Origin of the sequence: Cellulosimicrobium protaetiae (assembly GCF_009708005.2) — a bacterium.
GTDB lineage: Bacteria > Actinomycetota > Actinomycetes > Actinomycetales > Cellulomonadaceae > Cellulosimicrobium > Cellulosimicrobium protaetiae.
The window spans coordinates 2,325,877-2,348,250 of record NZ_CP052757.1 but is presented as its reverse complement, the minus strand read 5'-3'; the positions used below and the strand labels follow the sequence as shown (position 1 = coordinate 2,348,250).

At 73.8% G+C, this 22,374-nt stretch carries 19 protein-coding genes; 9 read left to right on the top strand and 10 right to left on the bottom strand.

Annotated features, from left to right (window positions below):
• Positions 1-81: 81 nt before the first annotated feature.
• On the bottom strand, positions 82-1,314 hold the full coding sequence (locus FIC82_RS09865) for a sugar ABC transporter substrate-binding protein (RefSeq protein WP_154798433.1): 1,233 nt from the start codon (positions 1,312-1,314) through the stop codon (positions 82-84).
• A 263-nt stretch (positions 1,315-1,577) separates the two neighbouring features.
• Here FIC82_RS09865 and FIC82_RS09860 point away from each other — a divergent pair, with 263 nt between their 5' ends.
• Both FIC82_RS09860 and FIC82_RS09855 read left to right on the top strand, forming a co-directional pair.
• On the top strand, positions 1,578-2,615 hold the full coding sequence (locus FIC82_RS09860; RefSeq protein WP_253691015.1) for a LacI family DNA-binding transcriptional regulator: 1,038 nt from the start codon (positions 1,578-1,580) through the stop codon (positions 2,613-2,615).
• 202 nt (positions 2,616-2,817) lie between these two features.
• On the top strand, positions 2,818-4,671 hold the full coding sequence (locus FIC82_RS09855; protein ID WP_154798431.1) for a glycoside hydrolase family 13 protein: 1,854 nt from the start codon (positions 2,818-2,820) through the stop codon (positions 4,669-4,671).
• Between the two features lie 78 nt (positions 4,672-4,749).
• On the opposite strand, the gene FIC82_RS09850 is transcribed toward FIC82_RS09855, so the two are convergent.
• The gene (locus FIC82_RS09850) at positions 4,750-5,394 is read right to left on the bottom strand and encodes a hypothetical protein (RefSeq protein ID WP_154798430.1); all 645 of its coding nucleotides are present in this window, start codon (positions 5,392-5,394) and stop codon (positions 4,750-4,752) included.
• Between the two features lie 69 nt (positions 5,395-5,463).
• Positions 5,464-6,708 (bottom strand): tRNA dihydrouridine synthase DusB, encoded by a 1,245-nt coding sequence (gene dusB / locus FIC82_RS09845; RefSeq protein WP_154798429.1) that lies wholly within the window; start codon positions 6,706-6,708, stop codon positions 5,464-5,466.
• A gap of 115 nt (positions 6,709-6,823) precedes the next feature.
• Between dusB and FIC82_RS09840 the strand changes: the two genes are divergently transcribed.
• Positions 6,824-6,982: a hypothetical protein gene (locus FIC82_RS09840; protein ID WP_168731693.1), complete on the top strand. Its 159-nt coding sequence runs from the start codon at positions 6,824-6,826 to the stop codon at positions 6,980-6,982.
• Positions 6,983-7,081: 99 nt separating this feature from the next.
• On the opposite strand, the gene FIC82_RS09835 is transcribed toward FIC82_RS09840, so the two are convergent.
• On the bottom strand, positions 7,082-8,485 hold the full coding sequence (locus FIC82_RS09835) for a glycine--tRNA ligase (protein WP_154798428.1): 1,404 nt from the start codon (positions 8,483-8,485) through the stop codon (positions 7,082-7,084).
• 155 nt (positions 8,486-8,640) lie between these two features.
• Between FIC82_RS09835 and FIC82_RS09830 the strand changes: the two genes are divergently transcribed.
• From FIC82_RS09830 to FIC82_RS09805, 6 genes are read left to right on the top strand one after another with little or no spacing between them, the layout of a single operon-like run.
• A complete protein-coding gene (locus FIC82_RS09830) occupies positions 8,641-9,630 on the top strand; it encodes a metal ABC transporter substrate-binding protein (protein WP_154798427.1) in 990 nt (329 codons plus the stop codon).
• Positions 9,627-10,451: a metal ABC transporter ATP-binding protein gene (locus FIC82_RS09825; RefSeq protein ID WP_154798426.1), complete on the top strand. Its 825-nt coding sequence runs from the start codon at positions 9,627-9,629 to the stop codon at positions 10,449-10,451. The genes FIC82_RS09830 and FIC82_RS09825 overlap by 4 nt, the downstream gene beginning before the upstream one ends.
• Complete coding sequence (locus FIC82_RS09820; protein ID WP_154798425.1) at positions 10,448-11,416, top strand: metal ABC transporter permease; 969 nt, start codon at positions 10,448-10,450, stop codon at positions 11,414-11,416. Before FIC82_RS09825 ends, FIC82_RS09820 begins: the two co-directional genes overlap by 4 nt.
• Positions 11,413-11,805 carry a Fur family transcriptional regulator gene (locus tag FIC82_RS09815; protein WP_154798424.1) on the top strand — a complete coding sequence of 131 codons (393 nt, stop codon included), beginning with the start codon at positions 11,413-11,415 and terminating at the stop codon, positions 11,803-11,805. Before FIC82_RS09820 ends, FIC82_RS09815 begins: the two co-directional genes overlap by 4 nt.
• A gap of 3 nt (positions 11,806-11,808) precedes the next feature.
• Positions 11,809-12,435 (top strand): DedA family protein, encoded by a 627-nt coding sequence (locus FIC82_RS09810; RefSeq protein ID WP_216609891.1) that lies wholly within the window; start codon positions 11,809-11,811, stop codon positions 12,433-12,435.
• A 30-nt stretch (positions 12,436-12,465) separates the two neighbouring features.
• Positions 12,466-13,143 carry an alpha/beta fold hydrolase gene (locus FIC82_RS09805; protein WP_154798423.1) on the top strand — a complete coding sequence of 226 codons (678 nt, stop codon included), beginning with the start codon at positions 12,466-12,468 and terminating at the stop codon, positions 13,141-13,143.
• Between the two features lie 65 nt (positions 13,144-13,208).
• Here the strand turns inward: FIC82_RS09805 and FIC82_RS09800 are convergent, their stop codons facing one another.
• The 6 genes from FIC82_RS09800 to FIC82_RS09775 all read right to left on the bottom strand — a co-directional run bounded on the left by FIC82_RS09800 (position 13,209) and on the right by FIC82_RS09775 (position 22,359).
• The gene (locus FIC82_RS09800; RefSeq protein ID WP_154798422.1) at positions 13,209-14,006 is read right to left on the bottom strand and encodes an isoprenyl transferase; all 798 of its coding nucleotides are present in this window, start codon (positions 14,004-14,006) and stop codon (positions 13,209-13,211) included.
• Positions 14,006-14,839 (bottom strand): DNA repair protein RecO, encoded by an 834-nt coding sequence (gene recO / locus FIC82_RS09795; protein WP_154798421.1) that lies wholly within the window; start codon positions 14,837-14,839, stop codon positions 14,006-14,008. Before recO ends, FIC82_RS09800 begins: the two co-directional genes overlap by 1 nt.
• A 79-nt stretch (positions 14,840-14,918) precedes the next feature.
• Positions 14,919-16,697: a 2-isopropylmalate synthase gene (gene leuA / locus FIC82_RS09790; protein ID WP_154798420.1), complete on the bottom strand. Its 1,779-nt coding sequence runs from the start codon at positions 16,695-16,697 to the stop codon at positions 14,919-14,921.
• 288 nt (positions 16,698-16,985) lie between these two features.
• Positions 16,986-19,025 (bottom strand): DUF7937 domain-containing protein, encoded by a 2,040-nt coding sequence (locus FIC82_RS09785; RefSeq protein WP_154798419.1) that lies wholly within the window; start codon positions 19,023-19,025, stop codon positions 16,986-16,988.
• A 131-nt stretch (positions 19,026-19,156) separates the two neighbouring features.
• Positions 19,157-20,620 carry an outer membrane protein assembly factor BamB family protein gene (locus tag FIC82_RS09780; RefSeq protein ID WP_154798418.1) on the bottom strand — a complete coding sequence of 488 codons (1,464 nt, stop codon included), beginning with the start codon at positions 20,618-20,620 and terminating at the stop codon, positions 19,157-19,159.
• 140 nt (positions 20,621-20,760) lie between these two features.
• Positions 20,761-22,359, bottom strand: a complete 1,599-nt coding sequence (locus tag FIC82_RS09775) for an alpha/beta hydrolase family protein (RefSeq protein ID WP_168731691.1) — start codon at positions 22,357-22,359, stop codon at positions 20,761-20,763.
• Between the last annotated feature and the right edge of the window lie 15 nt (positions 22,360-22,374).

Below are 22,374 nucleotides of genomic sequence, written 5' to 3'. Positions count from 1 at the left end.
GCCGGTGCCGGACCGGCGGTCACGCCGCCGCGGCGCGCAGGTGACCCTGCGCACCGCGACGGCGGTCCGGTCCGAGCCGGGTCAGGAGCCCATCGCGCCCTGGATGTCGGCGATCATCTTGTCCCAGGTGGGGACGGGGTCGGCACCGCTGACGATCGCGGCCTCCGTGACGCCCCAGAAGCTCCACACGGACGCCATCTCGGGGATCGACGGCATCGGCACGGCCTCGGCACCGACGGCGCGGAAGCCCGCGACGATCGGGTCGCCGGCGGACGCGGCGTCCGCGGCGGAGGTCAGCGCCGGCGGGCGGTTGCCCGCCTGGTAGAGCGCGAGCTGCGCCTCCTCGGTCGAGAGGAAGTTGACGAGGAAGTCGTTCGCGACGATCGCGTTCTTGCTCTCGGCGCTGAGGTAGAAGCCCTGGACGCCGACGAACGGCTGCGCGGGCTGCCCGCCCGCGGTCGGGATCGGGTCGATCGAGAGGTCCATGCCCTCGAACGAGTCGATCATCCACGGGCCGCCGACGATGAACGGCGACTGGCCGTTCTTGAACGCCTCGACGGCGATGTCGTACGTCGTGTCCTGGCTGAGCACGCCCGCCGCGCCCTGCGCGCCGAGCCACTGCGCGAACGCCTGGCCCTCGGGACCACCCATCGCGAGCTCGGACGAGTAGCTGCCGTCCTCGTTCTGCGTGAAGACGGGGGCGCCGAACGACGTCTGGAACGGGTAGTGCGTGTAGGGGTCGCCCTTGTCGCCGTCGGACTGGACGAGGATCGGGAACTGGGTGCCCGCGGCCTGGCCGGCGGCCACGGCCTCGTCCCACGTCGCCGGCGCGGTCTCGGCGAGCAGCGTGTTGCGGATCAGCGCGATGTTCTCGATCGCGTAGGGCAGGCCGTAGACCTGGCCGTCCTGGGTGAACGCCTCGATCGAGACGTCCTCGAACTCGGCCGCCTTGTCGCCCAGCTCGAGGGGAGCCACGACGCCGTTCGTCGTGAGCTCGCCCAGCCAGTCGTGCGCACCGACCGTGATGTCGGGGCCCTCGCCCGTCGGGACCTGCGCGAGGAAGTCCGCGCGGATGTCCTCGAAGTTCTTGAGGACGACCTCGACGGACGTGCCCGTCTCGGTCTCGAAGGACTCGGCCGCCGCGGTCACGGCGTCCTGGCGGGTCTCGTCGACCCAGACGGTGAGCGAGCCGGCGGCGGAGGTGTCCTCGGCGCTCGGCTCGTCTGTGGTCTCGTCTCCCGAGCCGCCGGACGAGCAGGCGGCCAGCGCCAACGTCGTGGTCAGCGCGGCGGCAAGAAGGATGCTCCGTCGCATCAGTGGTCACTCCCAGCATGTTGCAGTGCGGTGGCGGCCGACGTCGGTTCGCACCGACCGTGGCCCTGATGCGACGACGGTAGAGCGCGAGGTGGCACGGATGCAAGTTGTTGCGGTAACTTTCATGCAACGCATTGCAGGGCGTCGACCGACGCCCACCCGCCTCCCCCGGTCGTCGGGTCCGCGCGCCTCCGCACGAGCCGCGCGACTCACCGACCGGACGACCAGGACGAGGAGGTCCGGTGTCCCCTACGCTTCCCCATGTGCGCACCCGTCTCAGCGATCTCGCCGCCCAGGCCGGCGTCTCCACCGCGACGGTCTCTCGCGTCCTCAACGGGAAGCCCGGCGTCGCGAGCGAGACCCGCCAGGCGGTGCTCGCCGCGCTCGATGTGCTGGGCTACGAACGCCCCTCGACGCTGCGCACCCGCTCCGCCGGTCTCGTCGGTCTCGTCGTCCCCGAGCTGACCAACCCCGTCTTCCCCGCGTTCGCCCAGACGATCGAGTCCCTCCTCTCGGAGAGCGGCTACACCCCGCTGCTGTGCACGCAGTCCCCCGGTGGCACCACCGAGGACGACTACGTCGACATGCTCATGGACCACGCGGTCGACGGCATCGTCTTCGTGTCGGGCCTGCACGCCGACACCCAGGCGAGCCACGAGCGCTACGAGCGGCTGCGCAGCCGCGGCATCCCGATCGTGCTCGTCAACGGCTTCGCCGAGGGCATCGACGCACCGTTCGTGTCGCCCGACGACGTCGCGAGCGTCGAGCTGTCGGTGCGCCACCTCGTGTCGCTGGGCCATCGCCGTGTCGGCCTCGCGATCGGACCCGACCGCTTCGTCCCCGCCCGGCGCAAGCTCGCGAGCTTCGCCGACTCGCTCGTCCGGCACGGGCTCGTGGCCGACGAGGGCGGGGCGGCGGAGCACGTCGTCGTCACGCTCTACACGGTCGAGGGCGGGCAGGCCGCCGGCGGCGAGCTCATCGACTCCGGCCACACCGCGATCGTCTGCGGCTCCGACCTCATGGCGCTCGGCGCGATCCGGGCGGCACGGTCGCGCGGCCTGCGCGTGCCCCAGGACGTCTCGGTCGTGGGCTATGACGACTCGCCGCTCATCGCCTTCACCGACCCGCCGCTCACCACCGTGCGTCAGCCCGTGACCGCGATGGCGCACGCGGCGGTGAGCGCGCTGCTCACCGAGATCGCGGGCGAGCGCGCGCCGCGCACGGAGCTCCTGTTCCAGCCGGAGCTCATCGTCCGTGACTCCACGGGCGCCGCACCGGCGGTGGGATCCCCCACCGCCTGACGACTGCGGGCCCGCGTCGCCGCACGCGACGCGCGGCCGTGTCACGAACCGCCGAGAGGCCTTGTGCCGACCTCGTCGGCCACCGTCGAACGGCCACCGCAAGCGCTTACACTCGATGGAGGGTCGGCGTCACCCCCGCTCCACCCGCCGAGTGATCCCCCTGAGAACCCTGACACCAACGCACGTGAGGACCGACAGCTCGATGACTCGTATCGATTCGACGCCGACTGCCACCGCGACCGCGACCGCGACGGCCGACGCGCCCGCGCCCTTCAGCACCGGGGCGCTCGTGCACACCGGCCCGGGCGAGGCGCCGGAGTGGTGGCGCGACGCCGTGATCTACCAGGTCTACCCGCGCTCGTTCGCGGACGGCGACGGCGACGGCGTCGGTGACCTGCCCGGCATCACGTCCAAGCTCGACCACCTGGCCGAGCTCGGCGTCGACGCCGTGTGGCTGAGCCCGTTCTACCGCTCCCCGCAGAAGGACGCGGGCTACGACGTCGCCGACTACCGCGACGTCGACCCGCTGTTCGGCACGCTCGCCGACTTCGACGAGCTCCTCGCCCAGGCGCACGCGCGGGGGATCCGCGTGATCGTCGACCTCGTCCCGAACCACACCTCGGACCAGCACGCGTGGTTCCAGGCGGCGCTCGCCGCGCCCGAGGGCTCGGCCGAGCGCGCGCGCTACGTGTTCCGCGAGGGCGAGGGCGAGCACGGCGAGCTGCCCCCGAACAACTGGCAGTCGATCTTCGGCGGCCCCGCGTGGACCCGCGTCACCGCGGGCCCGGGTGCCCGCCCCGTCACCGGCGCCGAGGGCGAGACACCCGGCCAGTGGTACCTCCACCTGTTCGACTCCACGCAGCCCGACCTCGCGTGGGAGAACCCCGAGGTGCGCGAGGAGTTCGAGCAGGTCCTGCGGTTCTGGCTCGACAAGGGCGTGGACGGGTTCCGCGTCGACGTCGCCCACGGCATGATCAAGGCCGACGGCCTGCCGGACTGGGACGGCACGGTGTCCATGGTGGAGGGCACCGAGGCCGCAGACGGCGACGAGGAGACCGACCCGGGCGCGCCCGAGGACGGCTCGACGGGCGCCGGCAACTCGGGCCCGATGTTCGACCAGGACGGCGTGCACGAGATCTACCGCGCGTGGCACCGCGTCCTGGCGGAGTACGACGGCGACCGCGCCCTCGTCGCGGAGGCGTGGGTCGAGCCGCTCTCGCGCCTCGCGCGCTACGTCCGCCCGGACGAGATGCACCAGGCGTTCAACTTCTCGTTCCTCACGACCGCGTGGTCCGCGGCGCCGTTGCGCACCGTCATCGCGGCGTCGCTGCGCGCGAACGACGAGGTCGGCGCGCCCACGACGTGGGTCCTGTCGAACCACGACGTCGTGCGGCACGCGTCGCGCCTCGGTCTCGCCGACCCGGGGCTGCGCCCCAACGGGATCTTCGCGCACGACGCACAGCCCGACGAGGTCCTCGGCCTGCGCCGCGCGCGTGCTGCGTCGCTCCTCATGCTCGGCCTGCCCGGGTCGTCGTACCTCTACCAGGGCGAGGAGCTGGGCCTGCCCGAGCACACCGCGCTGCCCGACGACGTGCGCGAGGACCCCGCGTTCTTCCGCACCCAGGGCGCCGAGGCGGGCCGTGACGGCTGCCGCATCCCGATCCCGTGGCACGCGGACGCCGACGGCTTCGGCTTCGGACCGTCCGGGAGGACGTGGCTCCCCCAGCCCGCGTCCTACGCGCGCTACGCCGCCGACGTGCAGCGCGGCGTCGAGGGCTCGACGTACGAGACCTACCGCACCGCGCTCGCGACGCGCCGCGCGGAGCGCCTCGGCTCGGGCACGCTCGCGTGGGTCGAGGACTACGCCGGCTCTGCGGACGTCGTCGCGCTGCGCAACCGCGACGTCGTGGTGCTGGCCAACCTGGGCACGGAGCCCGTCGTGCTGCCGCGCGGCACGGAGGTCCTCGTGGCGTCAGGGCCCGTGCTCACGGACCGGTCGGCCGACCCGCAGGTCCGCGTCCCGTCAGACACGACGGTCTGGCTGCGCGCGCGCTGACCTGCGCGCTCGGCGGAACGACACAGGGCGGCGACGCCCGCCGGGTACGGCCGGGGTCCCCAGGGGCCCCGGCCGACCTCATGCCCGCAGCGCGGACACGAACGCGGCCCGCACGACCTCGGAGGTGAACGCCGCGTCGTCGCCGTAGGCGGACGAGGAGCACACCACGACGCCCGGGCCCACGAGCCGCCACCAGGGTCCCTCCACGGCGACGACGAGCACGGCGCCGCGCACCGCCCCGATCCCGACGCCGTGCGCGCGCGCCACGTCCTCGGCGAGCGCGGCCAGCCCGCGATGGTCCTCAGCCGTCGCACGCCGGGGCAGCGCCCCTGCGCGGGCCGCCTCTCGCCCCGAGAGGTCGCGGCGCGCGTCAGCAAAGAGGCGCACGACGGCGTCGCGCAGCGAGGGCACGTCGCTCAGCGCGGCGAAGTCGGGTGGCACCCCGATCGCCTCGTGCACGACGGCGCGCTCGTGCACCCACGCGAGGAACTGGCCCTTTCCCGCGGGCGCCTCCGCCCGCTGGCTCTCGCCCGCGAACGCGAGGGCGGCACGCCACCACGCCGCCCACCGGCCGGCGGCCGCCACGCGCTCGTCGTCCGCCAGCTGATCCGACCGGTCCGGCGACCGCGGGACCGCGCGGGGAGGGACGTCGTCGCCAAGGACGACGAGCCCGAGCGCGTCGCGGAACCAGAGCAGGAGGTCGAGGTCGTAACCTTCCGTCACGGACAGACGCCACGACGGCTCGCCCGCCCGCCGCATCGCCGCGTCCCCCGCTCGCCCGCCGGACCGCCGTCAGCCGCCGGAGACGCTCAGCTCGGCCTCGCGCAGGCGCTCCTCGTGCTCGGCGTCGAGCTCGCGCGAGTCGAGCCAGCCGTAGGGCAGGTGCGGGGTCTTGGGCGAGCCGGCCCGACCGCGCTGTCCCTCGGCGGCCTCTCCGGGGTACGGGGCGTCCTGGTCGAGCGCGTCGAGGTGACCGCGCAGCTCGTCGAGCGTCGAGACCATCGCGAGGGCGCGGCGCGCGTCGCCGCCGACCGCGTAGCCCTTGAGGTACCAGGCCATGTGCTTGCGCAGGTCGCGCATGCCCTTGCCCTCGTCGCCGTCGAAGTACTCGATCATCAGCTCGCCGTGGCGGTAGATCGTGTCGGCCACCTCGCGCAGCCCGGGGCGCACGCGCTCGGACCGGCCCGCGAACGCGGCGGCGAGGTCGGCGAACAGCCACGGCCGCCCCTGGCAGCCACGACCGACGACGACGCCGTCGCAGCCGGTCTCCCGGACCATCCGTACGGCGTCCTCGGCGGACCAGATGTCGCCGTTGCCGAGCACCGGGACGCTCGTGACCGTCTCCTTGAGGCGCGCGATCGCGGTCCAGTCCGCGGTGCCCGAGTAGTGCTCGGCGGCGGTGCGCGCGTGCAGCGAGACCGCGGCGACGCCCAGGCCCTCCGCGATCCTGCCGGCCTCGAGGTAGGTGAGGTGGTCGTCGTCGATGCCCTTGCGCATCTTCACGGTGACCGGCACCCCGTACGGGCGCGCCGCCTCGACGGCGCCGCGCACGATCGCGGTGAAGAGGTCCCGCTTCCAGGGCAGCGCCGCTCCCCCGCCCCTGCGCGTCACCTTGGGCACGGGGCAGCCGAAGTTGAGGTCGACGTGGTCGGCGCGGTCCTCGGCCACGATGATCCGCACGGCCTCGCGGACGGTGGCCGGGTCGACGCCGTACACCTGCGCGGACCGCGGCGTCTCCTCCGCGCCGAACGTCACGATGCGCAACGCCTCGGTGTTGCGCTCGACGAGAGCGCGGCTCGTCACCATCTCGGCCACGTAGAGCCCGGGGTCGTCGCCACCGCTCGCGCCGGCCTCACGGCACAGCGTGCGGAAGGCACGGTTCGTGACGCCTGCCATCGGGGCGAGGACGACCGGCGTCTCGACGACGATCGGGCCGATCCGCAACGGCGCGAGCAGCGGACCCGTGCCGGCGGAGGCCGCGCCGGGGCCGGCGGTCGTCGTGCTGAGGACGGGGGCGGGAGCAGTCACGCGCTCCATTGTCCCATCCGCCGCAGATCGGTCCGCGAGAGTCCCTCGACGAGCGAGGTGCGTCGAACCGTGGCACGGTGGGGAGGTCCGGCAATACAGGCCGGACATGGACGAAAGGGACGACATGCCTCTCTGGCTCATCCTGGTCATCGTCGGCGCCGTGCTGCTCATCCTCGGCGTCGCCATCGAGGCCGCGAAGATCCTCATCTGGATCGGCGTCATCGTGCTCGTCGTGAGCCTGGTGATCGGCCTGCTCAACCGGGCGAAGGGCGCGGCCCGCTAGCGCGAGGCCGCAGGGGGCGACGCGTCCCGAGACGCGACGGAGGGGCGGGACCGCAAGGTCCCGCCCCTCCTGCGTGCCCGGCGCGCGCCGGGCTGACGGTCAGGCGCCGAGCAGGTGCCCGGCGAGGTACTCGGTGACCTTGTCGAGCGCGACGCGCTCCTGGGCCATCGAGTCGCGGTGCCGGATGGTCACGGCCTGGTCGTCGAGCGTGTCGAAGTCGACCGTGATGCAGAACGGCGTGCCGATCTCGTCCTGACGGCGGTACCGACGGCCGATGGCGCCGGCGTCGTCGAAGTCGACGTTCCAGTACTTCCGGAGCTCCGTCGCGAGGTCCTTGGCCTTGGGCGAGAGCTGCTCGTTGCGGCTCAGCGGCAGGACCGCCGCCTTGACCGGCGCGAGGCGGTGGTCGAGCCGCAGGACGGTGCGCTTGTCGACGCCACCCTTCGCGTTGGGCGCCTCGTCCTCGGTGTACGCCTCGACGAGGAACGCCATGAGCGACCGCGTGAGGCCCGCGGCGGGCTCGATGACGTAGGGGACCCAGCGCTCGTTCTTGGTCTGGTCGAAGTACGACAGGTCCTTGCCCGAGTGCTCCGCGTGGGTCTTGAGGTCGAAGTCGGTGCGGTTCGCGATGCCCTCGAGCTCGCCCCACTCCGAGCCGGAGAACCCGAAGCGGTACTCGATGTCGACCGTGCGGGTCGAGTAGTGCGACAGCTTCTCCTGCGGGTGCTCGTACAGGCGGAGGTTGTCGCGCGCGATACCGAGGTCGACGTACCAGTCGGTGCGCGTGTCGATCCAGTACTGGTGCCACTCGGCGTCCGTGCCCGGCTCGACGAAGAACTCCATCTCCATCTGCTCGAACTCGCGCGTGCGGAAGATGAAGTTGCCCGGCGTGATCTCGTTGCGGAACGACTTGCCGATCTGGCCGATACCGAAGGGGGGCTTCTTGCGGCTCGCACCCATGACGTTGGCGAAGTTCACGAAGATGCCCTGCGCCGTCTCGGGCCGGAGGTAGTGCAGCCCGGACTCGTCCTCGACGGGGCCGAGGTGGGTCTTGAGCATCATGTTGAAGTCGCGCGGCTCGGTCCACTGGCCGCGCGTGCCGCAGTTGGGGCACACGATCTCGGCAAGACCGCCCTCGGGCGCGCGGCCCTTCTTCTCCTCGAACTCCTCGATCATCTGGTCCTCGCGGAACCGCTTGTGGCAGTGCAGGCACTCCGTGAGCGGGTCGGTGAAGACACCGACGTGACCCGAGGCGACCCACACCTGGCGCGGGAGGATGACGGACGAGTCGAGGCCGACGACGTCGTCGCGGCTCGTGACCATCGCACGCCACCACTGCTTCTTGATGTTCTCCTTGAGCTCGGTGCCGAGTGGCCCGTAGTCCCACGCGGAGCGGGTGCCGCCGTAGATCTCGCCCGAGGGGAAGACGAACCCGCGCCGCTTGGCGAGGGAGACGACGGCGTCGAGACGGGCGGTGGGTGAGGGCGCTGCGGCCACGGACATCACTCCTGGTGCTCACGGCCCCGCACGTGGCTCGTGGGGGCTGGACGGGTGGGCGGCGCCCGCACGGGCGCCGACCGACCAGCGTACCCGGCCGTGACGGGCTTCACCGGGAACGGTTTTGACATCCATTCTCAAGAAGGCGGACACTGGTACCCATGCACCGCTCCCCCGCCCGGCGCCGTCGCGCCCTCGCCACCATCGCCGCCCTCGCCACGGCCGCGCTCGTCGCGGCGTGCTCCCCCGGCGACTCCCCCGGCGACGGCGGCTCCGACGACGGGCGGCTCCAGGTGCTCGCGTCGTTCTACCCGCTCCAGTACGTCGTCGAGCAGGTCGGCGGGGAGCACGTCGACGTCTCCAACCTCACCCCGCCCGCGGCCGAGCCGCACGACCTCGAGCTCGCGCCCGCCCAGGTGCGCTCGATCGGCGACGCCGACCTCGTCGTCTACCTCTCGGGCTTCCAGCCCGCGGTCGACGAGGGCATCGAGCAGCGCGCACCGGAGCACGTCGTCGACGCCGCCGGCCCCGCCGGGCTCGAGGAGCACCCGGGCGAGGACGGCGACGAGCACGCCGACGAGAGCGCCGAGGAGCACGCCGAGCACGCGGACGAGGGCGACGGCCACGACCACGGCCCGACGGACCCGCACTTCTGGCTCGACCCCACGCGGCTCGCCGCCGTCGGCGACGCCGTGGCGGACGAGCTCTCCGCGATCGACCCCGACCACGCCGACGACTACGCCGCAGGCGCCGCGGCGCTCACCGCGGACCTCGACTCCCTCGACGCCGAGTACGCCCAGGCGCTCGCGCCGTGCGCGGGCGCGACCCTCGTGACGTCCCACGAGGCGTTCGGCTACCTCGCGGAGCGCTACGACCTGCACCAGGTCGGCATCACCGGCATCGACCCCGAGGCCGAGCCGTCGCCCGCGCGCCTGCGCGAGGTCGGCGAGATCGTCCGCGAGAACGGCGTGACCACGCTCTTCTTCGAGACGCTCGTCAGCCCCAAGGTGACCCAGACGCTCGCCGACGACCTCGGCGTCCAGACCGCCCTGCTCGACCCGCTCGAGAGCCTCGCGGAGGGTGCGACGGACTACCGTGAGGTGATGGAGTCCAACCTCGAGGCACTCACCACCGGCCTCGCCTGCTCATGACGGGCGCACCGGAGCTCGTCGCCGCGCGCGACGTCCACGTGACTCTCGGCGGGAGCGAGATCCTGCGCGGCATCGACCTGACGGTGCGGTCGGGCGAGGTCGTCGCGCTCCTCGGCGCCAACGGCTCGGGCAAGTCGACGCTGGTCCGCGCGCTCGTCGGGATCGTCCCCCTCTCCCACGGCTCCGTGGACCTGTTCGGCGAGCCGCTCGGGCCGCGCCTGCCCTGGCGTCGGCTCGGGTACGTGCCGCAGCGCGTCGCCGCGCCGTCGGGCATGCCGTCCACCGCGTCGGAGGTCGTCGCGTCCGGCCTCCTCGGCGGGGGTCGCCTGCGGCTCCCCCGTGGCTGGCGCGACCGCACCGTCGAGGCGCTCGACCTCGTCGGCCTCGCGGACCGTGCGGACGACTCCACCGCGGAGCTGTCGGGCGGCCAGCAGCAGCGCGTGCTCATCGCGCGCGCCCTCGTCCGGCGGCCCGACCTGCTCGTGCTCGACGAGCCCGTCGCCGGCGTCGACAAGCCGAGCCAGGAGGCGTTCGCGGCGACCATGACGCGGCTCGTCGAGGACGGTCTCACCGTGCTGGTCGTGCTCCACGAGCTCGGGGCCCTCGCCCCGCTCATCGAGCGCGCGGTCGTCCTGCGGCACGGGCGCGTCGTGCACGACGGCGCCCCGCCCCGCGCGTCGTCGACGCACGCAGGCGTGACGCACCAGCACCTGCACCCCCACGAGCCCTCCGACGGCGACAACCGGCCCGCCGGCCCGGAGACCGGTCTCACCGACGCCCTGAACCCCGCCGCGAGCCACGCACCCAGGACAGCCTCATGACCACGTTGTTCTCCGAGATCTCCCTGATGCTCACCGACCCGCTCATGCAGCGCGCGCTCCTCGCCGCGCTGCTGGTCGGGGTGAGCGCGCCCGTCGTCGGCACCTACCTCGTGCAGCGCAAGCTCTCGCTCCTCGGCGACGGCATCGGGCACGTCGCGCTCACCGGCGTGGCGCTCGGGTGGCTCGTCGGCGCGGCGATGGGCGTCGTCCCGAACGACGCGCTCGCGATCCCCGGAGCGGTCGTCGCGGCCGTGCTCGGCGCCGTCGCGATCGAGCTGGTGCGCGAACGCGGTCGCACGAGCGGTGACCTCGCGCTCGCGCTCCTCTTCTACGGCGGCATCGCCGGCGGCGTGCTCCTCATCGGGCTCGCCGGGGGCTCCTCCGGGAGCCTCATGCAGTATCTCTTCGGCTCGATCTCGACCGTGACCTCGGCGGACCTCGTCCTCACCGTCGTGCTGAGCGCCGTGATCCTGCTCGTCGGGGTCGGGCTGCGCGCGGCCCTGTTCTCCGTGAGCCACGACGAGGAGTTCGCGCGCGCGTCCGGCCTGCCGGTGCGGAGCCTGAACATCGCGGTCGCGGTCGTCGCCGCGCTCACCGTCACCGTGTCGATGCGCGTCGTCGGGCTGCTGCTGGTCAGCGCGCTCATGATCGTGCCCGTCGCGGTCGCGCAGCTCGTGACGCGCTCGTTCCGACGCACGATGCTCGTCGCCTGCGTCGTCGGCGTGCTCGTGTGCGTCGTCGGGCTGTCCTTCACGTACTGGAACAACGTCTCCCCGGGCGCGACCATCGTGGTCCTCGCGATCGCGACCTACCTCGTCGTGGCCGCCCTGCGCCCCCTGTGGGTCCGCCGCCGTCCGCGCGTCGTCCGCGACCCGCACCCGGACATCCCCGACGACGTCGAGCTCGACCTCGTACCCTCGGGCGCGTCGGACCGTACACCCGGAGGTGACACGTGCAGCGCATGACCCGACAGCGCGCCGCCGTCTCGGACGCGCTCGAGGACCTCGACGACTTCCGCAGCGCCCAGCAGCTCCACGAGATCCTGCGCACGCGCGGGGACAACGTGGGGCTCGCGACCGTGTACCGCACGCTCCAGAGCCTCGCGGACGGCGGCGACGTCGACGTGCTGCGCACCGAGGAGGGCGAGAACCTCTACCGCCGGTGCGAGCGCCGCGAGCACCACCACCACCTCGTGTGCCGCACGTGCGGACGCACCGTCGAGATCGACGGCCCGACCGTCGAGGCGTGGGCCAACCAGGTCGGCACGTCGCACGGGTTCGTCGACATCCAGCACACCATCGAGCTGTTCGGCACGTGCGCGGGGTGCTCACGGACCACCACCGCGCAGGACTGAGCCGTGCCCGACGCGCTCGACGGCGCCCCGTTCGCCGCACTCTTCGCGTTCTTCTTCGCGATCGCGTTCGTGCGCACGCAGGCGACGTACTGGATCGCGCGGCTCGTCACGACGTGGACGCTCGACCGCACCCGGCCCGTGAGGCCGTGGGTCGCACGCGTCCACGCCTGGCTGTCCGGGCGCTCCGCGGCGCGCGGGATCGAGACCGTCCGCCGGTGGGGCGTCCTCGCCGTCCCCGCGTCCTTCCTCGCGACAGGGACCAAGACGGTCGTCAACGCGGCCGCGGGCGTCGTGCGGATGCCGTTCGGGCGCTACCTCGTCGCGATGGCGCTCGGGTGCGCGATCCACGCCACGATCTACGCGACCGTCGGCTGGGCCGTCTGGACCGCCGCCTTCGCCGCGGCGACCGGGTCGCCCGGGGGCGTCGCGGCGCTCGTCGCCCTCGTCCTCGCCGTGGCCGTCGCGGTGGTCGTCGCGGTGCGCCGTCGTGCCGCGCGACGGCCCGCCGTCTCGGCGGGATCGGCGGGCTCGCTTGGCTCGCCGGTCGCCCCCGACGAGAACGACCTCGCAGCCGACGGAGACGACGCACGCGTCCGGGACGGGAAGGACGCGCCACGCCTCGACCGATGAGATGACGCGCGCCCGGCCGTCCGAACGTGCATGACGACCTTCCTCTTGCTTCCCGGCGCCGGCGGCGACCCCGCGTACTGGGACGCGCTCGCACCGGAGCTCGCCCGGCTCGGCCACCTCCCCGTCCCTGTCGACCTGCCCCAGCACGACGAGGGCTACGGCTGGGCCGACCTCACCGACGTCGCGGTCGCGGCGCTGCACCGGGCGGCGGCCCCGGCCGCGCGGGGCGACCTCGTCGTCGTGGCCCAGTCCATGGGCGCGTACGTCGGCCCGCTCGTGTGCGAGCGCGAGACGGTGCGCCTGCTCGTGCTGCTCAACCCGATGATCCCCGCGCCGGGCGAGAGCGGTGCCGACTGGTGGCGTGCCACCGACCACGCCGCGCGGCGCGCCGCGACGGGGCTCGGGCCGTTCGACCCCGTGGACGACTTCCTCCACGACGTGCCCGAGGCCGTCGCCGCCGTCGTGCGGCGGAGCGACCGCGAGCCGTCCGAGCGGTCCTTCGCCGAGCCGTGGCCGGCGACCGCCTGGCCGCAGGTGCCCACCGTCGTGCTCCAGGGCTCCGACGACCGCCTCTTCCCCGTGCCCTTCCAGCGCGCCGTCGCGCGTGAGCGGCTCGGCGCCGACGTCGAGACCCTTCCCGGCGGGCACCTCGTCGCGCTGAGCAGGCCCGTCGAGCTCGCCGCCCGGCTCGATGCGCTCGCCGTCTGACCGGCCGAGCCCGGGGACGGGCGGCCGGGTGCGAGCCGAGAGCCCTTGCGAGCCCCGGGCCGTCGTCAGGCCGGCGAGCCCGCGTCCACGGCGTCCACGGCCCCGCCGTAGCGGCGGTCGCGGCGCGCGTACTCCTCCACGGCACGCCAGAGGTGGCGCCGGTCGACGTCGGGCCACGGCTCGGGCAGGAACACGAGCTCCGCGTACGCCGCCTGCCAGATCATGAAGTTGGACGTGCGCTGCTCACCCGAGCTGCGCAGGAACAGGTCGACGTCCGGCAGGTCGGGCTCGTCGAGGTACTTCTGGATCGTGCGCTCGGTGACCTTCCCCGGGTCGAGCCGACCGGCCTTGACCTCCCGCGCGATCGCGGCCGCGGCGTCGGCGACCTCCGCGCGGCCGCCGTAGTTGACGCACATCGTCAACGTGCAGCGGTCGTTGTCCCGCGTCTGCTCCTCGGCGACCTCGAGCTCCTTGATCACGGAGGTCCACAGCTTCGGCCGGCGCCCGGCCCAGCGCATGCGCACGCCCCAGGAGTCCATCTCGTCGCGACGCCGCCGGATGACGTCGCGGTTGAACCCCATGAGGAACCGCACCTCCTCCGGTGAGCGCTTCCAGTTCTCGGTCGAGAACGCGTACGCCGACACGTGCTTCACGCCGATCTCGATGGCCCCGGCGACGACGTCCAGCAGCGCCGCCTCTCCGGCCTGGTGGCCCGCCGTCCGCGGGAGCCCCCGGGCGTTCGCCCAGCGCCCGTTCCCGTCCATCACCACGGCCACGTGCTTCGGGACGAACTGCGCGGGGATCGCCGGCGGCCGCGCGCCGCTCGGGTGCGGGAACGGCGCCGCGTAGGCGCGCCTCGCCATCAGGCGTCCGCCCCGGTGGCCCGGCGCGCGAGGTCGGGAACGGCCTCGTCTGGACCGGTGGCCGGCCCGGCGGTTCGTGCGGGCGCGTCCCGCTCGACCATGCGCAGTGATCGCAACGTTCTCTCCAGGTGGTATTGGCTGTACGCGGCCACGAGGCCGCTCGCTTCCTTGCGGTGCCGCACGTCCGACGCGTCGGCGGTGCCCCACTCCCCCGCGAGCAGCGCGGCGAGGAGGGTGAAGGTCTCGGGCGCGGGCGACGTCGACCCCGGCGGGCGGCAGCGCGAGCACACCGCACCCCCTTGCGCGACGGCGAACGCGTGGTGCGGTCCCGGCTCGCCGCAGCGGGCGCAGTCGAGGAACGACGGCGCCCAGCCGGCGACGGCCAGCGCGCGCAGCAGGTAGGAGTCGAGCACCAGCCCGGGCGCGTGCGACTGCTCGGACAGCGCCCGGAGCGCACCCGCGAGCAGCCAGTACTGCTGCACCGCCGGCTCCCGCTCGTCGGCGACGAGCCGCTCCGCCGTCTCCAGCATCGCCGTGCCCGTGGTGTACAGGCCGTAGTCCTGACAGATCCGGCGCGCGTACGGCCCGATCGTCTCCGCCTGCGTCACCGTGTCCAGCGACCGGCCCACGTACAGCTGCACGTCCACGACCATGAACGGCTCCAGCCGCGCCCCGAACCGGGACGACGTGCGCCGCACGCCCTTGCCCACGGCGCGCACCTTGCCGTGCTCGCGCGTGAGGAGGGTGACGATACGGTCCGCCTCGCCCAGCTTCTGGGCGCGCAGCACGATCGCGTCGTCTCGGTACAGCACCACGCCCCCATTGTCCGTCATCCCACCCACGCTTCGTGCTACCCGGACCGCGCAGGGCGAAGCCCCCGCCCGACGGGTCGGGCGGGGGCTCCGGCACGACTCAGGAAGCGGTGCGCTCCGCGCGGTTGACCGCGGAGACGATGGCCTTGAGCGAGGCCGTCGTGATGGACGGGTCGATGCCGACGCCCCACAGGACGTCGTCGCCCACCTGGCACTCGACGTAGGCGGCCGCGAGCGCGTCCCCGCCCTCGGACAGCGCGTGCTCGGCGTAGTCGAGGACGCGGACGTCGACGCCCACCTGCGCGACGGCGTCGACGAACGCGGCGACGGGGCCGTTGCCGGTGCCTTCCAGCGTGAGCTGCTCGCCCCGGTCGACGACGTCGACGCTCAGCGTGTCCGGCCCGTCCTCGCTCGACGACGCGCGCGTGGAGCGCAGCTTGAGCCGACCCCAGGGCTCCAGGCCGGAGCCGGCCTCGACCGGCAGGTACTCGTCGGAGAAGATCCGCCAGATGTCGTCGCCCGTCACCTCGCTGCCGTGCTCGTCGGTGTGGTGCTGCACCGCCTGGCTGAACTCGATCTGGAGGCGCCGCGGCAGGTCGAGGTGGCGCTCCGACTTCAGCAGGTACGAGATGCCGCCCTTGCCGGACTGCGAGTTGACGCGGATCACGGCCTCGTACGAGCGGCCGACGTCCTTCGGGTCGATCGGCAGGTACGGGACCGCCCAGACCAGGTCGTCGACGGTCTTGCCCTCGGCCTCGGCGCGCGCGGCCATCGCGTCGAAGCCCTTCTTGATGGCGTCCTGGTGCGAGCCGGAGAACGCCGTGAAGACGAGGTCGCCGGCGTACGGGTGGCGCTCGGGCACGCCCAGCTGGTTGCAGTGCTCGACGGTGCGGCGCACGTGGTCGATGTCGGAGAAGTCGATCTGCGGGTCGACGCCCTGGCTGAACAGGTTCATGCCGAGCGTGACCAGGCAGACGTTGCCGGTGCGCTCGCCGTTGCCGAACAGGCAGCCCTCGATGCGGTCGGCGCCCGCCTGGTACCCGAGCTCCGCCGCGGCGACGGCGGTGCCGCGGTCGTTGTGCGGGTGCAGCGACAGGACCACGTTCTCGCGGTGGTTCAGGTGCCGGTTCATCCACTCGATCGAGTCGGCGTAGACGTTGGGCGTGGCCATCTCGACCGTGGCGGGCAGGTTGATGATGACCTTGCGGTCGGGTGTCGGTTCGAAGACCTCGAGGACCGCGTTGCAGATGCTCGCCGCGAACTCGAGCTCGGTGCCGGTGTACGACTCCGGCGAGTACTCGTAGTAGACCGTGGTCCCGGGGACGGTCTCCTCGAACTTCTTGCACAGCCGCGCGCCGTCGACCGCGATCGCGATGATGCCGTCCTCGTCGGAGCGGAACACGACCTCGCGCTGCAGCACCGAGGTCGAGTTGTACAGGTGGACGATCGCCTGCTTCGCGCCCTTGATCGCCTCGTAGGTGCGCGCGATGAGGTGCTCGCGGGACTGCGTCAGGACCTGGATGACGACGTCGTCGGGGATCCGGTCCTCCTCGATGAGCATCCGGACGAAGTCGAAGTCGGTCTGCGAGGCGGACGGGAAGCCGACCTCGATCTCCTTGTAGCCCATCTCGACGAGCAGCTCGAACATGCGCAGCTTGCGCTCCGCGTTCATGGGCTCGATGAGGGCCTGGTTGCCGTCGCGCAGGTCGACCGCGCACCAGCGCGGGGCCGTCTCGATGCGCTTGTCCGGCCAGGTCCGGTCCGGCAGGGAGACGTCGATCTGCCGGTGGAACGGCAGGTACTTGTGGATCGGCATGCCCGACGGGCGCTGCGCGTTGGCCGCGGTCGTGGGCGTCGAGACAGGGGCTGAGGCGTTCATCGTGGGTCCTTCGGATCGTCCTGACGGGTGTCAGCCGGGCACACCGACCACCGCGACGAGGGACCGGCTAGAGAGCCTCGCCGCGGCAACGAAGGAGGAGCTGCCGCATCAGGTGCACGACGCCCACTGTACTCCTCCGCGATCCGTGCCCTGCGGACGTCCGCTCCTCGGGCACGTCGCGTCCGCGCGCCGCGGAGGCCCGGGGCTCCGCGGCGCACGTCCTCCTCGCTGGTGGCACGACGACGCCCGGCCGCCTCCGCGGGGAGGCGGCCGGGCGTCGTCGGGTGGTCAGCGGCGCGAGCGCAGCGCGGCGTCGACCGCGGGGTCGCCGAGGTTGCCGAGCCACTCGAGCAGCGCGGGGTAGGTCGACGGGTTCGCGGCGACCTGCGGGCGCAGGTGCGGGGCGTCCTGGACGATCTGCGCGAGGACCTCGAGCGGCGTGCCCGGGTCGAGCGCCTGGGCCGCGGTGAAGCCCGCGGGCTGCGCCGGCGGCGCGTACGACTGCTGCGGCTGCGCCGCGGGCTGCTGCCCGTGGCCGGCGCCGTAGCCCTGCTGGCCGTAGCCCTGCTGACCGTAGCCCTGCTGGGGCTGCCTCGGGTCGTACGACGTCGTCGGCTGCGGACCGGTGCCCGGCTGCCCCTCCTGGTAGGCCGGGAGGACGGCCGTCGCGGGACCCTGGTCGGGGTCGAGCCCGGGCCGGGCCGCGTACCCGCTGCGCTCGGGCTCGACCTGCTGGACCGGCATGACCTCGGTCGCGCCCCCGCCCGCGGGTGCCCACCGGTCCTGGCCGGCGACCGGGCCGGTGTGCGCGGTCGTCGGGTACGCGGCCGCGGGCCCCTCGCCGCCGGGGGCCTGCGCCACGGGCGCGACCGGTGCCGGGCGCGCAGGCTTGGGCGCCGGCGGCTCCCACACGTACGCGCGGGCCGAGTCGCCGGCGGCCGCCGCCGGGACGGGACGGTGCTCCGCGAAGTAGGCACGCACCTCGCGCGGGACGGTCAGCGCACCGACGACGAGCAGCGGGAGCCCGAACGCGAGGAGCACGTGCTCGACGCCGCCACCGAGCACGACCCGGTTGGACGTCACGACGAGCAGGACGATCCCGAGCAGGGCCACGACGCCGGCACCGCCCAGCGCGAGCGGGCGACCCGTCGCGGCGTCGCGCGACAGCGAACGGCGCGCGACGAACGCGACCGCCGCCGCGAGCACCCCCACCACGACGGCGAGGACGACGGGCACGCCCCGCGCGCCGTCGGCCAGCGTGAGCACCGCGCTCACGGCGACGTACCCCGCGACGACGAGCGCGAGGTCGAGGGCGTTCACCGCGACGCGCACCCAGGTCGTCACCGGGTCGGCCACGGTCATCGCCCGGTGCACGGCCGGCGCGGAGGCGATCGCCGCGAGCGCCGGGACGAGCACGAGGCCGAAGCGGCCGCCGTGCGTGCTCTCGATCGTGACGAGCCCGTTGTTGCCCGAGCCGAGCACGAACGCGACCGCGAGGATCACACCCAGCCCGACGAGCGTGAGGCGCGACGCCTCGGACCTGCGCCACGTCCCGTACGTCGGCAGCCCGACGAGCGCGAGCACGAACAGCGCGGAGACGAGCACGAGCAGGACGAAGAGCGCCCCGCCGAGGCGGGTCCCCGTGACGGTGAGGATGACCGTGAGCAGCACGGTCGCCGCGAGGACGGCCGCCGCGGCGAGGAGCACCTGGAGCCAGCGGTTCGTGACCGCACGGTCCTGGTCGTCGGGCCCGAGCTCGCTCTCGCGCGGCTGCGCCGCGAGGAGCGCGCCGGCGAGGCCGAGCGCGGCGGCGGACCCGACGCCGCCCCACCCGTCGCTGAAGTCCCCACCCCCGACGACGTCGACGACGAGGTACACGCCGACGAGCAGGACGTACGGGGCGTTGGCGAGCAGGCGGACCCTGCGCGTCGTGTGCACGGTCCAGGTCGCGGGCAGCACCCCGGTGCGGGCGAGGTACGGCAGCGCGAGGGTGAGCAGCGAGAGGATCGTCAGCAGGACGACCTCGATCTTGTCGGACGCGCGGCTCGCGACGTCCCACGGCAGCGCGAGGGACACGAGCAGCAGGAGCGCGGCGACGCCGTCGCGCACGTAGTCGCTCACGGGGATCCCGGCGAAGGGCGAGACGGCGCGCGGTCCGGCCGGCGCCTCGTCCGCCCCCGTGGTCGCCTTCTCCGCCTCCTCGCCCGCGGGTGCGCGCTCGGCCGTGGACTCACCGTCACCCACCGCGACGCCCTCGGGCGCCGTGGTCGGCCCGGCGCCCGCAGCACCGGGCTGCGGGTCCTCGGCCGGCTCTGTCTGGTTGGTCATCGTGCACTCCCTACGCTGTCGCGCGGTGCCGGACGCACGCACGCCGGGCCGACGGGCCCCGACCGTTTCTACCGGTTCATCACGTCCGTCTTCAAGCGCCCACGCGGCGCGGACCCGGATCCGACGAGGGCTCAGGAGACGGCGGTCAGCCGGTCGACGCCGAGCAGGAAGAGTCGGCCCTCGACCGCGACGACGTCGTAGGTGTCGTCGGGCAGGGTCCAGCGCCAGTCCACGGTCCCGTCGGCGAGGGCGAACGACACGAGTCCCGTGCCGTCCCGGCGGCGCTCCGTCACGAAGAGCGACTCCCCGTCGGTGAGGACCGGCCACGGTCCGCCGTCCTCGAGGTCGAGGGTCCACGCCTCCTCGCCCGTGCGGACGTCGACGCTGCGGTAGGACGAGTCCGTCTGGACGACGATCCGGCCGTCCACGCGGGCGACCGCTCGCAGGCCCGTGCCGGGCAGGGACCAGAGCTCGGAGCCCGTCGCCGCGTCGACGCCGACGACGCTCCCGAGCGAGTTCGTGACGAGGACCCCGGGGGCCGACCCGTCCGAGAGGGGGGCCTCGAGCACCCGGCCCGTGATCCGGAACGCGGGGTCGCCCTCCGCCGTGAAGACCGTCGCGGTCCCCCGCCCGTACTCGTTCCCCACGTAGCGCCCGTCCTGGAGCCGCACGATGGTCCACACGTCGTCCTCGACCAACGAGTGCCCGTCCTCCGTGACCGCGGCCGCGACGCCGGGCGCCAGGACGTCGACGACGCCGCGCCGGACGTCGAGCACGACGTCTCCCCCGCTCCGGAGCCCGTCGTGGGGGAGCGTCCGCTCCCAGCGCACCTCTCCCGTCACGGCGTCCTCCCGCACGAGAACGACCTCTCCCGCTCGCCACCACGCACGGACGACGTCGGTGGCACCGATCGGCGCGACCGACAGCCGTCCGGCGGTCGCGACCGTCCGCTCACCGAGGGTCTCGCCCGTCGTCGAGCGCACCACGGTCAGGCGGGCGGCCTGCTCGCGCCACCCCGTCGAGGTGGCGCACACGACCACCTCGCGCGCCGGCCGCCCCGGACCGGGCAGGCAGGTGACGCGCTCCCCGAGCGGGTCCGACCGCCAGAGGACCGACCCGTCCTCGACCGCGTACGCGGTGAGCTCGTCCGCGACCGTGACGACCGCGCCGACCGCCGGCACGACCTCCGTCCCCGGCGCGACCGGCACCGACCAGCGCGGCGCGGGCGGCGCCTCCAGCGGGCGGATCCCCCCGGAGAGCGCCGTGACGTCGACCGGCCGGGCGTCCTCCATCGACGCGGTGAACGCGACCGACCCGGCGAACGCCACGGCCACGGCCACGGCGACCCAGGGGACGGGGTGCGCGTACCACGCGCGCCGCGACGGGCCGTCGCCGTCCGACGCGACGTCCGGGTGGGCGTCGTCACGGCCGTCACGGTCGGCCCGGTCGGCCGCACCGTGCTGCGCGCGGTGGGCGTCCGGGGAGCGGGGGGTCTTCACGGAGGGATCGGGAGTGCCCGGGCCACGATCGCCGTCGAACACGGCGTCGAAGCGCTCGTCCGTGCGCAGCTCGGGAGGCAGGAGCTCGAAGCTCACGACGTGCGACGACCCTCTGGCACCGCCCGGTGCCGGCTCGTGGGCGACCTGCCGTGCACGAGCCGCCCGGTCCTGCGCGAGCCGACGACGCCTCACCCGTCCACGATACGCACGCGACGACCGTCGTGCCGCGCGAGGCGTCAGATGCCGAGCTGGTAGACGCCCCAGTACGCGAGGATCACGAGCAGGGTCGCGGAGCCCGCGACGACGCACCACAGCATGACGCGCGTCGTCACGCCGCGCGCGACCCTCGGCACACCGGCCCGGCCCTCCTCGACGGCACCCGCCGCGGGAGCGTCGGCGACGTCCGCCGCGGCGCGTCGCGCCGCCCGGACCTCGGCGGAGCGGTTGATGAGGAGGGCCGCCGCGACGAGCGTCGCGAGCCCGACGAGCCGGACGCCGATCCATCCGCCCTGCACGACCCAGGCGTCCTTCTCGTAGTCCAGCGCGAGCCGGGCGACGCCGACGAGGTAGACCACGAGGGCCACCGTCGTGCCGAGCGCCCCGGCACCGAGGCCGGCGAGGGGGACGCGGAAGCCCGGCGCGAGCCCGGCAGGGGCGCTCGGTCGCCCGGCGACACGGCGCAGGCGCCGCACGAGACCCCCGGCGAGCGCGACGAGCGGACCGACCACGAGCAGACCCACGGCGCCGAGCACGATCGCGACGAGGAGGTCGCCGTTGCCGAGCCACCGCGGGGTCGGGACCGGTCCGGCGAGGTACTGCTGGTTCGGCTGGGCGCCCGCGACCTGCGGCAGCGCGGACGCGCTGGCCGGCAGGGAGGTGATCCACGCGCCGAGGTCGCGCGGGAAGTCGGGGACGAGCACGTCGTCGATCTTGATCCCGTGGTTCGCCCCCTCGTAGAACCGGACGGTCACGTCGGCACCGCCGGACGAGGAGGACGGGCCCGTCGCGTCGAGGACCTGCCGCGCCCCCTGCTCGACGGGCATCGACGGGTCCGCGGTGCCGTAGACGACGAGGACGGGCTGGGTGAGCCGCTCGAGGAACGGCTCGACGTCGAAGTCGGCGTACTCGAACCCGCCCCCGGGGATCGCCATGCCGACGGCGCGCGGGATCGCGCGGAACACCCCGTGCGGGACGTCGGTGTTGCGCAGGTAGCTGTCGACCGCGAACGCGGCCTGCTGGCGTGGCGGCACGACCGGTGCGGACACGAGCACCGAGAACGCGATCGTCGGGTCGTCGACCGCCATCACGGGCACGATCCACGTGCCCTCCGACTCCCCGTACAGCCCGACCTGGTCGGGGTCGACGCCCGGCCGGGCGCGCAGCAGGTCGACCGAGTGCGCGTAGTCGCGCGCCATGGCCTCGTAGTCGCGGTGCCGTGTCGTGTACGTGTCGAGGCGCTTGTCGGGGACCAGCGTGACGACGCCCGCGCTCGCGAGGTCGGCTGCGACGTCGACGAACGCCTCGGTCGCCAGCCCGGTACCCGCGCCGTGCACGAACACGACGCCCGGGAGGTCGTCCCCGGCGTCGACGGGCTCGCGCAGGATGCCGCCGACCGTCGCGCCGTCGAGCCGGATCGTCACGTCCGTCTCGCGCACGGCGTACGTCCCGACCGGGTCGGCCCCGCCGGGGGGCTGCCCGCCGATCGTCGTGTCGGGAGTCGCGGGCCGCAGGTGCTCGGTCACGGGCACCGGGTCCCACTGCGGTCCCGTGACCGCGCCGACGACCGCGAGGACGATCGCGAGGGCGGCGGTGGTCGCGGCGGTCCGGAAGATCACCGAGGAATCGTACGT